Consider the following 18,451-nt stretch of genomic DNA (forward strand, 5'->3'; position numbering starts at 1 on the left):
GGCTTGCGCAACGGCAGGTGCGCGGCGCAGAGTGCAGCCCGTGAGCCGACCCTGGTCTGCACGCGGCCGGCGCCGGACCGCGGCCCCGCTGGTGTTGCTGCTGCTGCTCGTCACCGGCGTGGCCGGCTGCCGGGACGAGCCCACCGAGCCGGTGCGGATCCGGATCGCCACCGGCAGCCCGACCGCCGTCTACCACGCCTTCGGCCAGTCGCTGGCCGCGCTGCTCAACCGGGAGCTGCCCGGGGTGCGGGCCGAGGTGCTGGTCACCGCCGCGTCCGCGCAGAACGTCCGGCTGGTCGGCGGCGGGGACGCGGAGCTGGGGTTCACCCAGGCCGACGTGCTTCCGCCCCGCGAGCCGGAGCACCCGAGGGTGCTCGCCGTGGCCCGCGTCTACGACGACCTGCTGCACCTGGTGACCACCGCCGGCGGCCCGGTGCGCACGCTCGCCGACCTGCGGGGCCGGCGGGTCTCGGTGGGCGCCGACGGCTCCGGCACCGAGGTCACCGCCACCCGGCTGCTCGAGGTGGCGCAGCTCGGCGGTGCCCGGGTCCGCCAGGTGCACCTGGGGTTGGACGACTCGGTGACCGCCCTGCGCGAGGGCCGGATCGACGCGTTCTTCTTCTCGGGTGGCCTGCCGGTGCGGGGCGTCGCGGACCTGGCCCAGCGGACCTCCGTGCGGATGGTCGAGCTGGGCGACTGGACCGAGCCGCTGCGGCGCGCGTACGGGCAGGTCTACGTGACCCGCGACATTCCCCGTTCGGTCTACCGGGCGGATCCGGTGAGCACGGTGGCGAACCCGAACTACCTGATCGTCAACGCCGACCTGCCCACCGCGCTGGTGCGGGACGTGACCCGGCTGCTGATGGACCGGCGGGAGGAGCTGGCCGCGGCGCATCCGGCGGCCGGTCGGATGAGCCCCCGGTCGGCGATCGTGACCACCCCGCTGCCGCTGCATCCGGGCGCGGCGCAGTGGTACCGCGACACCAAGCCCTGAGCGGGGTCAGCGGCCGACCGGCTCGTCGCGGCGCTCCGGCGTGGCCGGCCGGTCGGCCGGGTCGGCCGGGTCGGCCGGCTCCTCGGGCGGCGCCGGGAACCACAGCTCGGCGACCAGCCCGCGCGGCTCGCCCTGGCGCATGGTGAGCCGGCCGTCGGACGCGTCGACGAGCACCGCGGCGATGGTCAGCCCCAGCCCCGCGCCGTCCACGTTCTGCGCGTCCGGGGCCCGCCAGAACCGCTCGGTGGCCTGGTCGAGCTGGCTGGCCGTCATGCCGGGGCCGGTGTCCCGCACGGTCAGCTCCGTCCCGCCGTCGTCGGGGCGTACGGTCACCGTCACCTCGCCCCCGGCGCCGCTGAACTTGACCGCGTTGTCGATCAGGGCGTCGAGCGCCTGGTCGATCGCGGTCGGCACGGTCCGCGCGTACGCCGGCGCGTCGCCCGCGTCGAGCCGGAGCGTGACCGCCCGGTGCCGGGCCAGCGGCAGCCAGGCCGCGACCCGGGACGCGGCCGCCGCGCCGGCGTCCACGGTGACCCGCTGGTTCTCCTCCCGTTCGGCCCGGGCCAGGGTGAGCAGCGCGTCGAGCACGAGGGCCAGCCGGTCGGTCTCCTCCAGCGCCAGCCGGTGCTCGGCCCGGCCGTCCGGGTCGGTGAGGCTGGGCCCCAGCTCCTCCACCCGCAGCCGCAGCGCGGTCAACGGGTTGCGGAGCTGGTGGCTGGCGTGCGCGACGAAGGCCCGCTGCCGGTCCATCACGTCGGAGACCGCGTCGACCATGTCGTTGAAGCTGGTCGCCAGCCGGCGCAGCTCGGGCGGGCCGAGCCGGGGCCGGACCCGGGCGGTGCGGCGCCCCTCGGCGATCTCGTGGGTCGCCGCGTCCAGCTCGGTGACCGGGCGCAGCACCCAGCCGGCCAGCCCGAACGCGGTGGAGACGCAGGCCAGCACCGCGAGCAGGCCGATGCCGGCCAGCATCAGCCACCACAGGGTGACGGTGCGGCGCACCGGGCCGGCCGGCGTGGTGGTGACCACCGCGCCGAGCACCTCGCCGCCGTCGTTGATCGGCACCGCGGTCACCAGCGGCCCGTCCGCCCAGGGCCAGACCGACTCCGGGCCGCTGAACTGCTGCCCGGACAGCGCGGTGTCGACCGCCGGCCCGGTGCCCCCGCCCGCGTCCCACCGGGCCGAGGCGGCCACCGTGCGGCGGTCGCGGTCCACCACGGCCGCGCCGATGCGGTAGAGGTCGTCGTAGGCGGCCAGCTCCCCGCCCAGCGGGCCGGGGCTGCCGCCACGCAGCGCCGGGCCGGCCAGTGAGGCGAAGCGGGTGGCGTCGGCGAGCCGGTCGGCGCGGACCCGGTCGGTCTCCCGGGAGGCAAGCGTGACCGCCAGCGGGGTTTCCAGCGCGAACAGCACGAGCACCATCAGCAGCAGGTAGCTGATCACCAGCCGGCGGCGCACCCGGGCCTCCTCACGCGCCGCGGAGCCGGTAGCCGACCCCGCGTACGGTCTCCACCAGCGTGGGGTCGCCGAGCTTGCCGCGCAGCGAGCCGACGTGCACCTCGACGGTGTGCCGGTCGGCCCAGACGGTGCCCCAGACGTCGAGCAGGATCCGGTCCCGCGGCACCGCCACCCCCGGCTGGCGGGCCAGGGAGAGCAGGATGTCGAACTCCTTGCGGGTCAGGGTCACCGCCCGGCCGGCCACGCTGACCGTCCGGCCGCCCACGTCGATGCGGACCGGGCCCGCCTCGATCAGGTGGCGTTCCGGGACGGTGTGCGACGCGCGACGCAGCACCGCCTCGATCCGGGCCTGCAACTCCACCATCGAGAACGGCTTGACCACGTAGTCGTCGGCGCCCAGCCGCAGGCCGAGCACCCGGTCACGTTCCTCGCCACGGGCGGTCACCGCGATGATGCCGAGTTGGCTGCTGCGCCGGCGCAGTTCCCGGCACAGGTCGGTGCCGTCGCCGTCGGGCAGGGTCAGGTCGAGCAGCACCAGGTCGCAGGGAGCGGCGGAGAGCGCGGCCGCGACGGTGGCGGCGTGCTCCACCTCGTAGCCACGGCGGGTCAGCGCGGACGACAGCGCCGCGGCGACCCGACGGTCGTCCTCGACCAGGAGGATCCGCACCCGTGCCTCCGTCCACTCGACCCGTTGCCCTGGGAATGGTGGCAGACGCGCCGCCGGGACGCGAGGCCGCTCTAGGCTGCGGTGGTGATCTACAAGATTCTGGCCGACGACGAGTGGCGGCAGGCCCGGGCGGACGGGCGGTTCGCCGGCTCCGCGCTGGACCGGCAGGACGGCTACCTGCATCTCTCCGCCGCCGACCAGGTGGTGGAGACCGCGCGCCGGCACTTCGCCGGGGTCACCGGCCTGACCCTGCTCGCCGTGGACGAGACGCGCGTCGGCGACGCGCTGCGCTGGGAGGAGTCCCGTGGCGGGGCGCTCTTCCCGCACCTGTACGACGCGCTGCCCGTCGACGCGGTGGTCGCGGCGCATCCGCTGCCGGCGGACCGGCCGGCCGCCGACGCGGTGGCCGAACTGCTCGCCTGAGGTGCTCGTTATGCTGCGTCGAGCCCCGCCCGACGGCGCGACGCGCCCCGCCACGATGCGAGTTGAGATGACTGACAGCAACGACCGGTCCGCCTCCGTCTTCGTCCACCCGACGGCCGACGTGGAGTCCGGCGCCCAGGTAGGCGACGGCACCAAGGTCTGGCACCTGGCGCACATCCGGTCGAGCGCCCAGGTCGGCACCGGCTGCGTGATCGGCCGCAACGTCTACGTCGACGCCGGCGTCACCGTGGGCGACCTCGTGAAGATCCAGAACAACGTCTCGGTCTACCAGGGCGTGACCATCGAGGACGAGGTCTTCGTCGGCCCGTGCGCGGTGTTCACCAACGACTTCCGGCCGCGCGCGCAGAATCCGGACTGGACGATCACCCCGACCCTGGTCCGCCGGGGCGCCTCGATCGGCGCCAACGCCACGCTGGTGTGCGGTATCGAGGTCGGCGAGTACGCGATGATCGCCGCCGGCTCGGTGGTGACCCGGGACGTCAAGCCCTACCAGCTGGTGGCCGGCAACCCGGCCCGGCCGAAGGGCTGGGTCGACGAGAAGGGTGAGGTCGTCTCCCGGGACGTCGACAACCCGCCGCACCAGGGCTGAACGACGCGAGGGGGTGACGACCGGTCCGGTCGTCACCCCCGTTGCACGTCGGCGTGCCGGTCAGCCGCAGAGCCGGCCGATCTCGTCGCGGAACCGGTCCATCGGGTTGGACCCGGCCGGGCCGAGCAGGTATTCCTTCAGCTCCCGCCGCGCCTCGGCCATCGGGTCGTCCCCGGCCCGGGCCACCGCGAGGATCTTGGCCAGCTCGCCGCCGTCCGCGGAGAGCAGGTACGCCGCGCGGGCCGTCGGGAACTGCCGGCGGAACTCGTCCTCGGGCAGCCCGGCCGGGTTGGCCACCACGTACGGCCGCTCGCTCTGCACGAAGTCGGAGACCACGCTGGACACGTCGCTGACCAGCAGGTCGGTGACGTTGAAGCAGTCGAACAGCGACGGCGTGCGGCCGGTGACGACCAGGTGCGCGGTGCCGTCGAGCGAGCCGGGGTCGGTGTCGCCGCCGGCCGCGCGGATGCGGGCCACGACGCGCTCGTGCGCCGCCTTCGCCTTCGGCGAGCGGGTGCCGGTCAGCGGGTGCGGCTTGTAGATCACCCGCAGGTTCCCGGCGGACAGCAGCCCGGACACGATCCGCTCCCCCATCAGCGTCAGCGAGGTGTGGTAGGGGTCGTCGTCCAGCCAGCCCTCCCAGGTGGGGGCGTAGAGCACGGTGAACAGGTGGTCGGCGGCACCCGAGCCGAAGGTGTGCACGCCGGCGAGCTGCGGGCGGCCCACCTCCACGATGTCCCGGTCCAGCACCCCGACCCCGGCCCGGGCGTACCGCTCCCGGCCGGCCGGACCGGCCACCCACACCTCGTCGTACACCTTGCTGTAGGGGTTGACGCTGGCGGCCTTGTCGCTGTCGCCGTGCCCGACGAAGACGTGCTTCACGCCCGGCTCGCGCAGCAGGTGGATGTTGGCGCCGACGTTCGCCGCGTAGAGGGCGACCCGCAGCGAGCCGAGGTCGAGGTTCATGAAGTCGACCCCGGCCGGCACGCAGATCACCGGCAGCCGGGTGTCGGCCAGCTGGTGGAACGCGTCCGCGGCCCGCACCAGGACCACCGCGCGCCGGCCGGTCGCCTCCATCGGCGCCAGCCACATGTTGGCCTGGTAGACGTCCTTGGCCGGGCCGGCGAAGTAGAGGGCCACCTCGGGCTTCTCCCGGGCCAGCCAGTCGTGCACGGCGGGCAGCACGCCGGGGGTCGCACCCCGGCCGCGCAGCAGGGCGAGGGCCAGCACCGCGGCGGTGGCCAGGCCGGCGACCAGTGTCACCGCGCCGGTGACCACCACCGGGGCGACCCGGTCCACCGCGGCGGCCACCACGGCCGCCGGCACCAGCAGCACGTTGAGCAGCGGCAGCCGCAGCCCGGCCAGCCGCCGCGCCCACACCGGCGGGGCCGGGACCCGGCGCAGCGCGCCGAGGTCGATGTTGCGGGTGTACGCCGGCGGGTCGACCCGGCCCTCGATCGACTTGGTGACCGCGGTGGTGCCGACGGCCACGGTCCAGAGCGCGGCGGGCAGCAGCAGCACCGCGACCGTGCCGAGCACGCCGGGACGGACCGCGGCGATCACCAGCAGCGCCACCGACAGGTCCCGGACCAGCCGCCGGAACGTCAGGCCGACACCGGCCTTGGCGACGAGCTCGGCGGTGGCGGCGTACCGGGTGGCCAGTGCCAGTTCACCGCCGAGGACGACGACCGCGGCGATCGCGTACGGGATCACCAGGCCGAAGGCCCCGGCGAGGATCATGACGCCGTACCCGAGGAACGTCGCGGCGACCGCGGCGAGGCCCTGCTGGCTGCGTACTCTGCTGAACAACGACACGCTCCCTGTCTGCCCGCCGGTGTCGGAGAGGCCCGATCCGGACGGCTGCGACCCTAAACGGGCCAAGTGACGCAAGTATTACCGGGGTGTCCGGTGGGTGAACAACAGACGACGGCCTTCGTCCCCCGGCACAACGCGCGGTGGGCCCCGGCCGAGACGGCCGGGGCCCACCGGGCGTACCGGACTCAGCCGCCGATGACCACCCGGCGAACGCCCGCCCAGCGGGCCGGGTCGGTGACCCGCCGGCCGTCGACCAGCACCGTCACGCCCGGCAGGTCAGCCGGGGTCAGGTTGCGGTATTCCGCGTGGTCGGCCTGGATCACCGCGGCGCCGAGCGGCTCGCCGTCGTAGCCGGGCAGGCCGTGCGCGGCCAGTTCCTCGTTGGAGTACATCGGGTCGGAGACGTACGGTGTGGCGCCCCGCCGGCGCAGCGCCTCGACGGTCGGGAAGACACCCGAGAAGGCGGTCTCCTTGACGCCACCCCGGTAGGCGGCACCCAGAACCAGCACGCCCACGCCGGTCAGGTCGCCGTACGCGGCGGCGAGCAGGTCGACCGCGTAGTCCGGCATCGCCGCGTTGGCCTCACGGGCCGAGCGGACCACGGTAGCCGCCGGGTCGTTCCACAGGTACATCCGCGGGTAGATCGGGATGCAGTGTCCGCCGACCGCGATGCCCGGCGAGTGGATGTGGCTGTACGGCTGGGTGTTGCACGCCTCGATGACCTTGGTGACGTCGACGCCGACGGTGTCGGCGAAGCGGGCGAACTGGTTCGCCAGGCCGATGTTGACGTCCCGGTAGGTCGTCTCGGCGAGCTTGGCCAGCTCGGACGCCTCCGCCGAGCCGAGGTCCCACACGCCGTTGGGCCGGTCCAGGTCGGGCCGCTCGTCGAAGTCGAGCACCGCCTCGTAGAACCGCACGCCGTGCGCGGCGGACGCCTCGTCGATGCCGCCGACCAGCTTCGGGTAGCGGCGCAGGTCGGCGAAGACCCGGCCGGTGAGCACCCGCTCAGGGCTGAACACCAGGTGGAAGTCGGTGCCCGCGGTGAGACCGGAGCCCTCGGACAGCATCGACGCCCAGCGGCTGCGGGTGGTGCCGACCGGCAGCGTGGTCTCGTAGCTGACCAGGGTGCCCGGCTTGAGGCCACGGGCGATGGCCCGGGTGGCGTCGTCCATCCAGCCGAAGTCCGGCACGCCCTCGGCGTCCACGAACAGCGGCACGACGACGACGACGGCCTCCGACTCGGCGACCGCGGCGGCGGTGTCGGTGGTGGCCGACAGCAGCCCGGCGGCCACCGCCTCCTTCAGCTTGACGTCCAGGTCGGCCTCGCCCGGGAAGGGCACGGCACCGTCGTTGACCAGCTGGACGACCCGCTCGGAGACGTCGGCACCGAGCACCCGGTGCCCCTTCGAGGCGAACTGCACGGCGAGCGGCAGGCCGATCTTTCCGAGCGCGACGACGCAGATGTTCATGAACTACTTTCCTCCAGAGGGCCAGATTCGGCGCAGGCGGGCAAGGAACCGACCGGGGGTCACCGGCGTGATCGCGACGATCACCTGGCCCTTGTGGTTCGTGGTGGGCGTGACGAGGTGCAGCCGGACGCCACGCCGGGCCAGCCGCCGGGGCGCGGCGACCGGACGGTCGGTGCGCAGCGGCGCCGAACCGATCCCGCCCAGGGTCGACACCTCGGCACGCACGGTACGCCGCTCCCCGTTCGGCGCCACGACCGCCAGCAGCCGGTCCACCGCGAAGTCCGTTCGTACGACGGTACCGGGACCGCCCGGCGTCATCGACGTGACTCCCGTCAGGTCGCCCACGCTGACCCGCAGGGCCTCGGCGCTCAGCTCGGCCAGCTCGGCCCGGCGGCTCTGCGCGGTGATCACCAGGGCACGGGCGCCGGCGCCGTCCCGCCCCCAGGCCAGCCCGGTCGCGGTCAGCTTGGCCAGCAGGGTCGCGGCCCGGTCGGTGACGTCGTACCAGTCGTCCGGGTAGCCGAAGGCGGGATCACGGAAGCCGACGTGGTGGGCGTACCAGCGGCCGTCGGCGATCGTGACCTCGGGGAGCGTCTTGTCCGCCTGCTGCCCGATCAGCTCGCGCACCGCGTCGAGCCCGCCGTCGCGCGCCACCGCCAGCCGCAGCCGCTCCGCGGGCGCCATCCGGGCGAGCACACCCTCGGTCAGGTACGCCTCCGCCAGCTTGCGGACCCGGTCGTGGACGTGCTGCTGCACGTCGGGCGCGAGGGCGAGGAACTCCGCCCGCAGCAGCTTCGCCACCTCCCAGGTGAAGTGGCGGACCAGCACCGCGTCCCGGCGGGGCCCCGGCTCGATCAGGCCGGCGACGAACCCGACGAGTTCCTCGGCGCAGCGCAGCCGCTCCTCGAACCGGCTGGCGTAGGTGATGTTCTGGGCGTTCTCCCGCTTGACCGCGAAGTAGTAGTCGTAGTCGCCGAGGACCGAGACCTTCTTCGCCCGGAAGCAGGCCTCCAGCGTGAACGGCTGGTCGCTGCCCATCGGCATGTCGGTGCGGAAGCGCAGGCCGTGCCGCTCGATCAGGTCCCGCCGGAACAGCTTGGTGTTCGACAGCGACCACGGCAGCGCGCTGTCGAACAGGTCGAGCCGCTCCTGGGTGGTGGCGTAGACGGCCTGGTGCACGTACCGCTTGTTGGTGCCGACCATCCGGCCGAGCACCACGTCGGAGTCCCACCGGTCGGCCGCGTCGACGAGGCGCGCCAGGGCCTCCGGCCCGAGGTGGTCGTCCGAGCCGATGAAGAAGACGTAGCGACCGCGGGCGTGGTCCAGCGCCACGTTGCTCGGCGCGGCGGGACCGCCGGAATTGGCCTGGTGCAGCACCCGGACCGTGCCCGGGTAGCGCTCGGCGTAGCGGTCCAGCTCGGCGCCGCTGCCGTCGGTGGAGCCGTCGTCGACGGCGACCACCTCCAGCCGGTCCCGACCGATGCTCTGACCGACCAGCGAGTCCAGGCAGGCGGTCAGGTAGGGCATCGTGTTGTAGACGGCGACGATGACGCTGACGTCCGGCGTGCTCATCTGATCCTTCTCCATCGCCGTGTTCGCTGGGGGGCGGGGATCCGCCGCCGGCAACGGGCGCACGCGTCGACGATCCTCGACGCGCTGAGAGCGACCTCGCCTGCGCCGTCCGCGCCGCACGGCCGCGGCACCGGACGGAACCTCCGCGAGTGTACGGCACGACGGTGGACGCCCGGGGGCATCCGGCGGGCGCCCCGGCGAGCCGGAAGTGGCCGGTCGGCGTGCGTGCGCGGGCGCGGGCACGACCGGCCTGCTTGCTAGTGTCACCCGGGCTGGAACACCTGCGAGGGGCGCACGTTGGTGACGGAATCGGCAATCGGTAGGGACGGGGCCACCGACGGGGCCGGATCCGGGGGGCACGACGCGCGGGCGACCGGGTCGCCGGGCGGCGGCACCCGGGCGCGACGGCTCACGCGTGCGCTGCTCGCCGCCTGGCCGGCGCTCGTGGGCTACGCCGCCGTCCGCGCCGTCGGGCTGGTCACGCTGGCGATCTGGGGACACGCCCGGGACGCGTCGTTCCCCAAGCAGATCGGCAACCGGGCCGACGCCAGCTGGTACCTCGCCATCGCCGAGCACGGGTACGACCGGGCCGAGACCCTCCAGAGCAACCTGGCGTTCTTCCCGTTCTATCCGCTGCTGATCCGGTTCGCCGAACCGCTGTCGCCGTTCCAGTTCCGCGGCACGGCGATCGCGCTGGCCTGGCTGGCCTCGCTGGCTGCCGCCTGGGGGCTGTTCGCGGTCGGCAACCACCTGCACGACCGGCGCACCGGGGTGCTGCTCGCGGTGGTCTGGGGCCTGCTGCCGCACGCGATCGTCGAGTCGATGGCGTACACCGAGGCGCTCTTCACGGCCCTGGCCGCCTGGTCGCTGTACGCCGTGCTGACCGGCCGCTGGCTCACCGCCGGGGCGCTCTGCCTGGTCGCCGGCGCCACCCGGCCGACCGCGACCGCGCTCATCCCGGTGGTGATGCTGGCCGCCCTGATCGCGCTGGTGCGGCGGCAGGGCACGTGGCGTCCGGCGGTCGCCCTGCTGCTGGCGCCGCTGGGCTGGCTCGGCTATGTCGGCTGGGTGGGCTGGCGCACCGGGCGGGTGGACGGCTGGTTCCAGATCCAGACGGAGGGCTGGCACTCGACCTTCGACGGCGGCGCGGGGACTCTGGAGTTCACCGGGACGACGCTGGACCAGCCGGCCAAGCTCCAGTTCTACCTGATCGTCGCGGTGCTCGCGACCAGCCTGGTCCTGATGGCGCTGAGCGTCGTCGACCGGCAGCCGTGGCCGCTGCTGGCGTACAACGGACTGTTGCTGATCACCACGATCGGCGCCTCCGGGTACTTCAACTCCAAGGCCCGCTTCCTGGTGCCGGCGTTCGCGCTGCTGCTGCCCGTGGCCCGGGCGATCGCCACCGCCCGCACCGCGCGGGCGGTGATCATCCTGGTCGGGATGATCACCGCCTCGGCCTACTTCGGTGGCTACCTGCTGCTGGTCTGGCCGTCCTCGCCCTGACCGGCGCCGCCGCTCAGCGGGTGACCGGCCGCACGTCCCACAGCCACACGTCGCGCACCCGCCGCCCCGGCCCGAAGCAGGCGTCCAGGAACGCCTTCAGCTCGGCCTCGTGCGCGTGCCGGGGCAGCACCACCGCGTCCGCCCGCCACCAGCGCACGTCCGCCAGCGCCTGGTCGCGCTCCGCGGCGCTGACCGTCGGCGGCCGGGTGCCCGCGCCGATCGCGGTGAGCAGCAGCGCGGTCGGGCGGGGCGGGGTGCCCCAGCGACCGGTGTCGTCGGTCGGCGAGGTCGGGCCGAGGAAGTAGCCCTGCGGCACGGCGAAGCCGGTCAGCGCCGCGGAGCCCCAGTTGATCGAGGTCATGTTGTGCACCGGCACGGGGACCAGCGTCCGCCCGTCGGCGACGTACCCACGCCACTCGCCGGACGTGACGAACGCGGGCACCGGCACCCGGCCCTTCGCCGGCAACGGCGTCGGCAGCATCGGCAGCAGCGCGCCGACGAGCGCCGCCGCGGTCAGCAGCCGCAGCGGCGCGGCCACCCGGGGGGTCCGCGCCGCCAGGCCGTCGAGCCGGGCCACGGCGAGGGCCAGCAGCAAGCCGAGCGCGACGGTGGTGATCAGCGCGAACCGGGCGATCACCATGGCGTCCACGATCGGCAGGTCGTGCAGGAGCGCGAACGGCGCGGGCACGTCGCTCTTCTCCGGCCCCCAGCTCAGCGTCGAGCCGAGCGAGAACACGCCGGAGACCAGCGCCACCAGGGCCAGTACCCGGACGGCCAACTCCCGGCGGAGCCCGAGGACCGCCGCCGCCACCAGCACGACCACCGGCCAACCGAAGAAGCTGGCCTGCTCGGTGGTGTTCGGCGCCAGTCCCTGCGCGCTCTCCGGCCCTCCACCGATCGACTCCGTCGCGTAGGCCACGAACGAACGCACCCGCAGCGTGTAGACGTCCGGGTCACCCGGGTGCCCGATCCGGTGCTGCGGGCCGGCGAACTGCATCCACAGCGGGTAGGCGGTGACCAGCAGCACCAGCCCACCGGCCACCGCCAGCGCGCCGAGCGCCCGCGGGGCCAGCCGGACGGTCTCCCTCGGCCGCAGCGCCAGGTGCGCCACCGTGGCCATCAGCGCGCCGAGCGCGACCAGGAAGAGGATCTCGACGGAGATGAAGAACTGGGCCGCGACCAGCGCCCCCAGGATCAGGCCGTCCCGCACCGGCGCGACCGACCGGGTCATCCGGACGATCCGCCACACCAGGAACGGCACCAGCCACTGCGCGGTGATGTGCGGATGCCCGTTGGAGTGGGTCACCATCGCCGGGGCGAACCCGCAGAACAGTCCGCCGACCACGGCGGCGGCCCGGTTGCCGGTCAGGTGCCGGTCGAGCACCCAGTACCAGGCGAAGGCGGTGCCGGCCAGGTTCAGCGTGATCAGCAGGAGGTAGGACAGCGGCGCGCCGCCGAGCAGGGTGACCGGGGTCAACAGGATGCCCGGCAGCTGCATGCCCACGTTCGACATGAGGTTCACGCCGTCCGGCGCGTTCTGCAGGGTGGTGAAGAACGGGTTCTCCAGGTTGGTCACCGCGTGCGCGGCGTACGCCAGCATCCACTCGTTGAACCCCTGGTCGTCCGGCCGGCTGCCGAGCAGCCGCCCGTCGACGTCGAGCCAGCCCCGCCCGGTGACCCAGAGGGCGCCCGCCAGGAACGCCACGCCGACGATCAGGTCGACCAGGCGGCGCCCGGACCATCGGCGGCCCGGGGCGGCGGTGGTCCGCGGGTCCGCGGTGACCGCCGGGGTCCGCGGGACCTGCGGGGCCGGCGGTACGCTCGATGCGTCGCCGCTCCCGACCACGGCCTCCGGCGGGTCGGCGGGCGGGCTGCTCGTGGGCTTGCCGGTGGGATGCGCCGTCGTCACACCGGCGAATCCTACGGGTCGACCGGCGGCGGACGGCGCGACACCGGGCGGACGGCGCGAAGGTGACGGCCAGGCGACATGTGGTTGACGGTTGCCTCGCGCACGGTGCGGGAATTTGGCGGTCACGTCCGGCTGAGGCAGAATTCGTCTCTGACTCAAGGGACAGCGCCTGCCGACGCGCAGCTGCCTTTCACGAGATCACACGAGGAGTTCTACAGGTGAAGGTCATCAGCGTCGTCGGGGCACGCCCTCAGCTGATCAAGCTCGCTCCCATCGCCGCCGCGTTCGCCGCCACCGAGCACGAGCACCGGATCGTGCACACCGGCCAGCACTACGACGCGGACCTCTCCGACGTGTTCTTCTCCGGTCTCGGCATCCCCGACCCGGACATCCACCTCGGTATCGGCTCCGGCTCGCACGGCGTACAGACGGGCAAGGCCCTCGCCGCGCTGGACCCGGTCTTCGAGGCCGAGAAGCCCGACTGGGTGCTGGTCTACGGCGACACCAACTCGACGCTCGCCGGCGCGGTCTCCGCGGTCAAGCTGCACCTGCCGGTCGCCCACCTGGAGGCGGGCCTGCGCTCGTTCAACCGGATGATGCCGGAGGGGCACAACCGCATCCTCACCGACCACGCGGCGGACCTGCTGCTCGCGCCCTCCGACGAGGCGATGCGACACCTGTCCGCCGAAGGGCTCGCCGCCCGGTCCGTCATGGTCGGCGACGTGATGGTCGACGTGTGCCTCGGTGTCCGGGACGCCGTCCTGGCCGGCCGGCACCCCGCGCCGGCACTGCCGGAGGGGATCCGCGCCGACGAGCCGTACCTCCTGGCCACGCTGCACCGGGCGGAGAACACCGACTCCCGCGCGCGGCTGGCCGCCCTGCTCGACGGCCTGGCCGACCTGCCCGTGCCGGTGGCGCTGCTGGCGCACCCGCGGCTGGTCGCCAAGGCCGAGGAGCACGGGCTGAAGCTGGGCCGCGGCGCCGTGCACGTCGGCCGCCCGCTGCCGTACGCCGGCATGGTGGCCGCGGTGCTCGGGTCGGCCGGTGTGGTGACCGACTCCGGCGGTCTGCAGAAGGAGGCCTACCTCCTCTCCCGGCCGTGCACCACGCTGCGGCCGGAGACCGAGTGGGTCGAGACCCTGGCCGACGACTGGAACCGCCTGGTGCCGGATCCGTCCGCCCACTCCCGCGCCGAATGGATCGACATCGCCACCCGACCGGCGCCCACCGCCGCCCAGGGCACGCCGTACGGCGACGGCCGGGCGGCCCAGCGGGTCGTCGAGACCCTCGCCGCGAAGTGACCCTGCCCGCCGACCGAGAGACCCGGGGTGTTCGCCCGACCATGACGCCATCCCTAGACACGTCGCACTCCGCCGCGAACGGCCGCCCCGCGGCCGGCCGCGGTCGTCGTCCGCACCTCATCTACCTGGCCATCGGCTTCCCGCCGGCGGCCAAGAGCTGCGCCTACCGGATGCGCGAGACGGCCAACCAGTTCCGCCGCATCGGCTGGGACGTCACGGTGGTGACGATCACGGCCGCCTCCTGGGAGCGGGACTCCGGCCTCGACTACAGCCTCCTGGACCAGGTCGACCCCGAGATCAAGGTGGTCGAGCTGCCGCTGGCCCGCGAAGACCTCGAGACGGACATCCGCCAGTTCAGCGAGGAGCGCGCGCTGCGCCCGGCCAAGTGGCTGACCAACCTGCGCAAGCGGGAGAAGCGGATCTTCCCGGAGCCGGTCTTCGGCAGCTGGCGCGGCGCGCTGGAGCGGGCGGTCCTCGACGTGCACCGCCAGCACCCGGCCGACCTGCTGCTGGCCAGCTGCGTGCCCTACGTGAACCTGGCCGCGGCCTGGAAGCTGTGGGAGCTGCACGGCGTGCCGTACGCGGTGGACTTCCGCGACGGCTGGTCGATCGACGTGGTCAACGGCGGTCAGGCCTTCACCCCCGACTCCGAGGCGGGGCTCTGGGAGCGCCGGATCCTCGACCACTGCCAGTCGCTCTGGGTGGTCAACGACCCGATCGCCGACCACTACCGGGCGCGTTACCCGCACGTGGCGGACCGGGTGCACGTGGTCCGCAACGGCTACGACCGGGACAGTGTCCCGGCGATCCGTCCGCGCGAGCCCGACCCGGAGGCCGGTCTGACCTTCGGCTACCTGGGCACCGTCAACTACACCACCCACCAGCTCGGCGTGGTGCTCGACGCGTGGCGCGAGGCGCGCAAGCAGGAGCCACTGCTGCGCAACGCCCGGTTCGAGATCCGCGGGCACATCGGCGCCGGCGCGAACCGGGAGGCGAACGGGCTGACCGAGCTGATCCGCGAGGCGGCGGCCGACGGCGTCTCCTTCGGCGGCCCGGTGCGCAAGGCGGAGGTCGCCGAGACGTACGGCGGCTGGGACGCCCTCGTGCTGATCCTCATCGGCGGCCGGTACGTCACCTCCGGCAAGGTGTACGAGTACATGGCCACCGGCCTGCCGATCGTCTCGGTGCACGAGGTCGACCACGACGCCTCCCGCGTTCTCGACGGCCACCCGCTGTGGACCGGCGCCTGCGGCCTGGACGAGCTGCGCCTGGTGGAGAGCTTCCGGGCGGCCGCCCGGATGGTCGTGGAGGCCACCGAGGAGCAGCGCGACGGGGTCCGGCACCACGCCGACCCGTTCACCCGGGAGATCCTGATGCGGAACGCGGTCGCGCAGTTGGCGGCGCACGCCCTGGCGGAACCGCACGACCTGCCGGTCAACGGCGCGGTGGTGCAGCCCTCGGCGGCAAGCTCGACGATGGAGCAGGACGAACGATCCGGTGGGGTGCGCGCATGAGCAACGTGTTGCTGGTGACGGGGGTGTCCCCGCAGGCGGGAATTCTCAGCACGGCGGTGCAGCGGCTGCGCGAGACCGGCGCACAGGTCTACCTGGTCGGTGCCCTCAACCAGGACGAGATGGCGGAGGACCTCCGCCTCGACGGGGTGTGCGCGCTGCCGACGGACATCGCGAAGGACTCGCCGACGCGCGCCCTGGCCCGGCAGGTCCCCGGGGAACGGGTGTGGAGCCGGATCCGGCGCGAGCCCTGGGCGCGGGAGCAGGCCCGCACGGCTGACGTCCTGGTCGCCCTCGACGCGCACGCGGTCTACACGGTGTGGCGGTTCGCCCAGCGCAACCGGTCCGCCGACGCCCGCTACGGCATCCAGGCCGCGGTGCAGGCGCTGACCGACCGCAAGGCCCGCCACGGCGCCGGCCCGCTCCAGCGCCTGGCCAACGGCATCCCCTCCACCGCGCTGGTGCGGCAGAGCGTCAACCGGCTGATCAGCGGCGCGCCGCGGGCCGCGGTGAACGCGGTCACCGCCCGGCCGATCATGCGCAGCAAGGCCGGCACCCAGCTCTGGCTGACCGCCCTGAAGGCGCCGAAGATGCCGGATTCGGTGCGCACCAAGGTCGCCCGGCAGGTCGCCAAGGGCATGGCCTGGGCGGACCGGCCCGACGGTGAGGCCATGGTCCTCACCGCCACGGCGAGCAAGCTCCGCAAGCCGGCCGCGCGGGCCCGGATGCTCGGCGAGGCGGCGAGCCGGGAGCTCAAGGCCGGCGTGCCGCCGCGCGACCTGGACGGCGCGGTCGAGGCCCTGCTGAAGGTGGCGGACCAGCGGCACCGCGCGGACGAGAACGTCGCCGCCGCGGACCTGCTGAACCGGGCCATGACGCTGGCCTTCGACCGGGTGCTGCACATCGATCAGCTCACCTCGCCCCTGGCCGAGGACCCGGAGGGCTTCATCGCGCCGTTCCGCCGCTCGCTGGCGGCGACCACGGTGGCGAGTCCGCGGGGCCGGCTCCAGCCGGCGGCGCCGCCGCCGACCGACCGGCCGCTGCGGCTGCTGATCGCCACCAGCGCCAACGACAACTTCCTGAAGCTGATCCGGTCCTACTACGACGCCCACCCGGGCGTGGAGGTCCGCTTCGTCGACCTGGCGGCGAACGCCGCGCTCAAGAGCGTGACCTGGGCGTCGAAGCCGATGCTGGAGCACCGCCTGTCGGCCGACTCCACGGCCTACGGCGACAAGGCCGAGGAGCGGCTGCGCCCGTACCTCGACTGGGCGGACACCGTCTTCGTGGACTGGTGCGTGGCGCCGGCGGCGTTGTTCACCATGGTGGACCCGGGCACCACCCGGATCATCGTCCGCCTGCACAGCTACGAGGCGTTGTCGCGCTGGCCCTACATGGTGGACTTCTCCCGGATCGACGACCTGGTCTTCGTGGCCGACCACATCCGGGACCTCACCACCACCCTGGTGCCCTACCTCAAGGGTCCGGACGGGCCGCGCATGCACGTGCTGGACAACGCGATGGACCTGCGCGGGTTCCAGATCGACAAGCCGGCGGAGGCCCGCTTCCAGCTCGGCATGGTGGGCATCAGCCAGGTCGCCAAGGACCCGCGCTGGGCGATCGAGGTGCTGCGGCTGCTGCGCAAGCGCGACGAGCGTTACCGGCTGCTGCTGGTGGGCGGCGACATGAACCCCAACGTGAGCGTGGCCAGCCGGGACTACCTGGAGGCGTTCAACCGCGACGTGCGGGAGTTCGAGGCGGACGGCGCGGTGCGCCGGCTCGGGCCGACCAACGAGGTGCCGAAGATGCTCAGCGACATCGGCGTCATCATCAGCTCGTCAGTGCGCGAGGGCTGCCACTGCGGCCTGATGGAGGGCGCGGCGAGCGGCGCCGTCCCGGTGGTGCGCGACTGGCCGTTCTTCGCCGGGCGGCCGAACAGCGCCCGCACGCTCTACCCGGACGGCTGGGTCATCGGCAGTCCGGAGGAGGCGGTGGAGCGGATCCTGGCGACCACCGGCACCGAGGAGGCCTGGCGGGCCGCCGGTCGCGACGCGTCGGCGTACGCGCTGCGCGAGTGGGACTGGTCGGTCGTGCAGCACCACTTCGACCGGCTCCTGCTGGAGTCCTGACCGTACGACGACGAAGGGGCCCCACCGGCGAACCGGTGGGGCCCCTTCTCGTGCTGGTGGCTCAGCGGGGAGCGGGCACGCGTGCCGCCCCGGCCGCGTCGTCCGCCGGACCGAGCAACTCGTCGCGCAGCTCGGCCCACTGGAGCGAGTGCTGGATCCCCTCGGCGAGGGAGAGCGTCGGCGCCCAGCCGAGATGGCGGCGGGCCCGGTCGCTGCGGGTGTAGGTGCCGGCCGAGTCACCGGGCCGGCGCGGCGCCACCACCGTGGGGATGGGCCGGCCGAGCACGGTGTTGAAGGCGTCCAGCAACTCCCGCACCGTCGTGCCGTCGCCGGTGCCGAGGTTGAACACCTCGTACCGGCGGTCGCCGGCGAGCACCGTGTCGAACCGGCGCAGCGCCTCGACGTGGGCCTGCGCGAGGTCCCACACGTGCACGTAGTCGCGGATGCCGGAGCCGTCCCGGGTCGGCCAGTCGGCGCCGGTGACCTGGAACGTGGTGCCGGTGCGGGCCGACTCGATCATCTTGCCGAGCACGTGCGACGGGCGCGGCAACTGCAGGCCGGTGCGCATCTTCGGGTCGGCGCCGACCGGATTGAAGTAGCGCAGCGAGATCACCCGCAGGGGGTACGCGCGGGCGCTGTCCGCCAGCACCCGCTCGACCATCGCCTTGCTCTCCCCGTACGGGCTGGTGGCCGCGACCGGGGAGGTCTCGTCGACCGCGAAGTCGTCCCCCGGCTGGTAGATCGCCGCGGAGGAGCTGAACAGGAACCGGCCGCACCCGTTGGCCACCAGCGCGTCGAGGAACTCGACGGTCTTGCCGACGTTCTCCCGGTAGTAGCGCAACGGGTGCGCGACCGAGTCCGGGACGACGATGAGCGCGGCGCAGTGCACCGCCGCCTCGATGTCCGGATGCTCGGCGAAGATCCGGTCGATCAGCGCCGAGTCGGCGATGTCACCGCGGTAGAAGATGCGGTTCTCGACGAACTCCGCCCGCCCGGTGCTGAGATTGTCCAGGATCACCGGGGTGATGCCGGCGTCCAGGCAGGCCGAGGCGATGGTGCTGCCGATGAAGCCGGCTCCGCCAGCGATCAGAACCTTCAC

General features: G+C 73.7%; 14 protein-coding genes. 7 read left to right on the forward strand and 7 right to left on the reverse strand.

Annotated features, from left to right (window positions below; all coding sequences use genetic code 11):
• Positions 1-40: 40 nt before the first annotated feature.
• Entirely contained in the window at positions 41-994 is a 954-nt protein-coding gene (locus O7598_RS19490; RefSeq protein ID WP_269692755.1) for a TAXI family TRAP transporter solute-binding subunit, read from the forward strand.
• 6 nt (positions 995-1,000) lie between these two features.
• Here the strand turns inward: O7598_RS19490 and O7598_RS19495 are convergent, their stop codons facing one another.
• On the reverse strand, positions 1,001-2,446 hold the full coding sequence (locus O7598_RS19495) for a sensor histidine kinase (protein ID WP_269692756.1): 1,446 nt from the start codon (positions 2,444-2,446) through the stop codon (positions 1,001-1,003).
• Positions 2,447-2,456: 10 nt separating this feature from the next.
• The gene (locus O7598_RS19500) at positions 2,457-3,113 is read right to left on the reverse strand and encodes a response regulator transcription factor (RefSeq protein ID WP_269692757.1); all 657 of its coding nucleotides are present in this window, start codon (positions 3,111-3,113) and stop codon (positions 2,457-2,459) included.
• An 84-nt stretch (positions 3,114-3,197) separates the two neighbouring features.
• On the opposite strand from O7598_RS19500, the gene O7598_RS19505 reads away from it, so the two are divergent.
• Positions 3,198-3,536 carry a DUF952 domain-containing protein gene (locus O7598_RS19505; RefSeq protein WP_269692758.1) on the forward strand — a complete coding sequence of 113 codons (339 nt, stop codon included), beginning with the start codon at positions 3,198-3,200 and terminating at the stop codon, positions 3,534-3,536.
• Between the two features lie 67 nt (positions 3,537-3,603).
• Positions 3,604-4,146, forward strand: a complete 543-nt coding sequence (locus O7598_RS19510; protein WP_269692759.1) for an acyltransferase — start codon at positions 3,604-3,606, stop codon at positions 4,144-4,146.
• Between the two features lie 60 nt (positions 4,147-4,206).
• On the opposite strand, the gene O7598_RS19515 is transcribed toward O7598_RS19510, so the two are convergent.
• From O7598_RS19515 to O7598_RS19525, 3 genes are all read right to left on the reverse strand, one after another.
• A complete protein-coding gene (locus O7598_RS19515; protein WP_269692760.1) occupies positions 4,207-5,955 on the reverse strand; it encodes a CDP-glycerol glycerophosphotransferase family protein in 1,749 nt (582 codons plus the stop codon).
• Between the two features lie 191 nt (positions 5,956-6,146).
• Positions 6,147-7,430, reverse strand: a complete 1,284-nt coding sequence (locus O7598_RS19520; protein ID WP_091071699.1) for a nucleotide sugar dehydrogenase — start codon at positions 7,428-7,430, stop codon at positions 6,147-6,149.
• A gap of 3 nt (positions 7,431-7,433) precedes the next feature.
• Positions 7,434-9,002 carry a glycosyltransferase gene (locus O7598_RS19525; protein ID WP_269692761.1) on the reverse strand — a complete coding sequence of 523 codons (1,569 nt, stop codon included), beginning with the start codon at positions 9,000-9,002 and terminating at the stop codon, positions 7,434-7,436.
• Positions 9,003-9,302: 300 nt separating this feature from the next.
• Between O7598_RS19525 and O7598_RS19530 the strand changes: the two genes are divergently transcribed.
• The gene (locus O7598_RS19530) at positions 9,303-10,505 is read left to right on the forward strand and encodes a hypothetical protein (protein WP_269692762.1); all 1,203 of its coding nucleotides are present in this window, start codon (positions 9,303-9,305) and stop codon (positions 10,503-10,505) included.
• 13 nt (positions 10,506-10,518) lie between these two features.
• Here the strand turns inward: O7598_RS19530 and O7598_RS19535 are convergent, their stop codons facing one another.
• Positions 10,519-12,414 (reverse strand): hypothetical protein, encoded by a 1,896-nt coding sequence (locus O7598_RS19535; protein WP_269692763.1) that lies wholly within the window; start codon positions 12,412-12,414, stop codon positions 10,519-10,521.
• Between the two features lie 218 nt (positions 12,415-12,632).
• On the opposite strand from O7598_RS19535, the gene wecB reads away from it, so the two are divergent.
• From wecB to O7598_RS19550, 3 genes are read left to right on the forward strand one after another with little or no spacing between them, the layout of a single operon-like run.
• Positions 12,633-13,715, forward strand: coding sequence for a non-hydrolyzing UDP-N-acetylglucosamine 2-epimerase (gene wecB / locus O7598_RS19540; protein ID WP_269692764.1), 1,083 nt, complete (start codon positions 12,633-12,635; stop codon positions 13,713-13,715).
• 41 nt (positions 13,716-13,756) lie between these two features.
• Positions 13,757-15,229: a glycosyltransferase gene (locus O7598_RS19545; RefSeq protein WP_269692765.1), complete on the forward strand. Its 1,473-nt coding sequence runs from the start codon at positions 13,757-13,759 to the stop codon at positions 15,227-15,229.
• Positions 15,226-17,352: a glycosyltransferase gene (locus O7598_RS19550; protein WP_269692766.1), complete on the forward strand. Its 2,127-nt coding sequence runs from the start codon at positions 15,226-15,228 to the stop codon at positions 17,350-17,352. Before O7598_RS19545 ends, O7598_RS19550 begins: the two co-directional genes overlap by 4 nt.
• 61 nt (positions 17,353-17,413) lie before the next feature.
• On the opposite strand, the gene galE is transcribed toward O7598_RS19550, so the two are convergent.
• Positions 17,414-18,451, reverse strand: coding sequence for a UDP-glucose 4-epimerase GalE (galE, locus tag O7598_RS19555; protein ID WP_269692767.1), 1,038 nt, complete (start codon positions 18,449-18,451; stop codon positions 17,414-17,416).

Origin of the sequence: Micromonospora sp. WMMC241 (genome assembly GCF_027460165.1) — a bacterium.
GTDB classification, from domain to species: Bacteria; Actinomycetota; Actinomycetes; order Mycobacteriales; family Micromonosporaceae; genus Micromonospora; species Micromonospora humi.

Excerpts from the sequence above, each read along its gene's own strand:
- O7598_RS19510 (WP_269692759.1), top strand. The coding sequence starts at position 3,604 with ATGACTGACAGCAACGACCGGTCCGCCTCCGTCTTCGTCCACCCGACG.
- O7598_RS19520 (WP_091071699.1), bottom strand. The coding sequence starts at position 7,430 with ATGAACATCTGCGTCGTCGCGCTCGGAAAGATCGGCCTGCCGCTCGCC.
- O7598_RS19525 (WP_269692761.1), bottom strand. The coding sequence starts at position 9,002 with ATGAGCACGCCGGACGTCAGCGTCATCGTCGCCGTCTACAACACGATG.
- O7598_RS19545 (WP_269692765.1), top strand. The coding sequence starts at position 13,757 with ATGACGCCATCCCTAGACACGTCGCACTCCGCCGCGAACGGCCGCCCC.
- O7598_RS19550 (WP_269692766.1), top strand. The coding sequence starts at position 15,226 with ATGAGCAACGTGTTGCTGGTGACGGGGGTGTCCCCGCAGGCGGGAATT.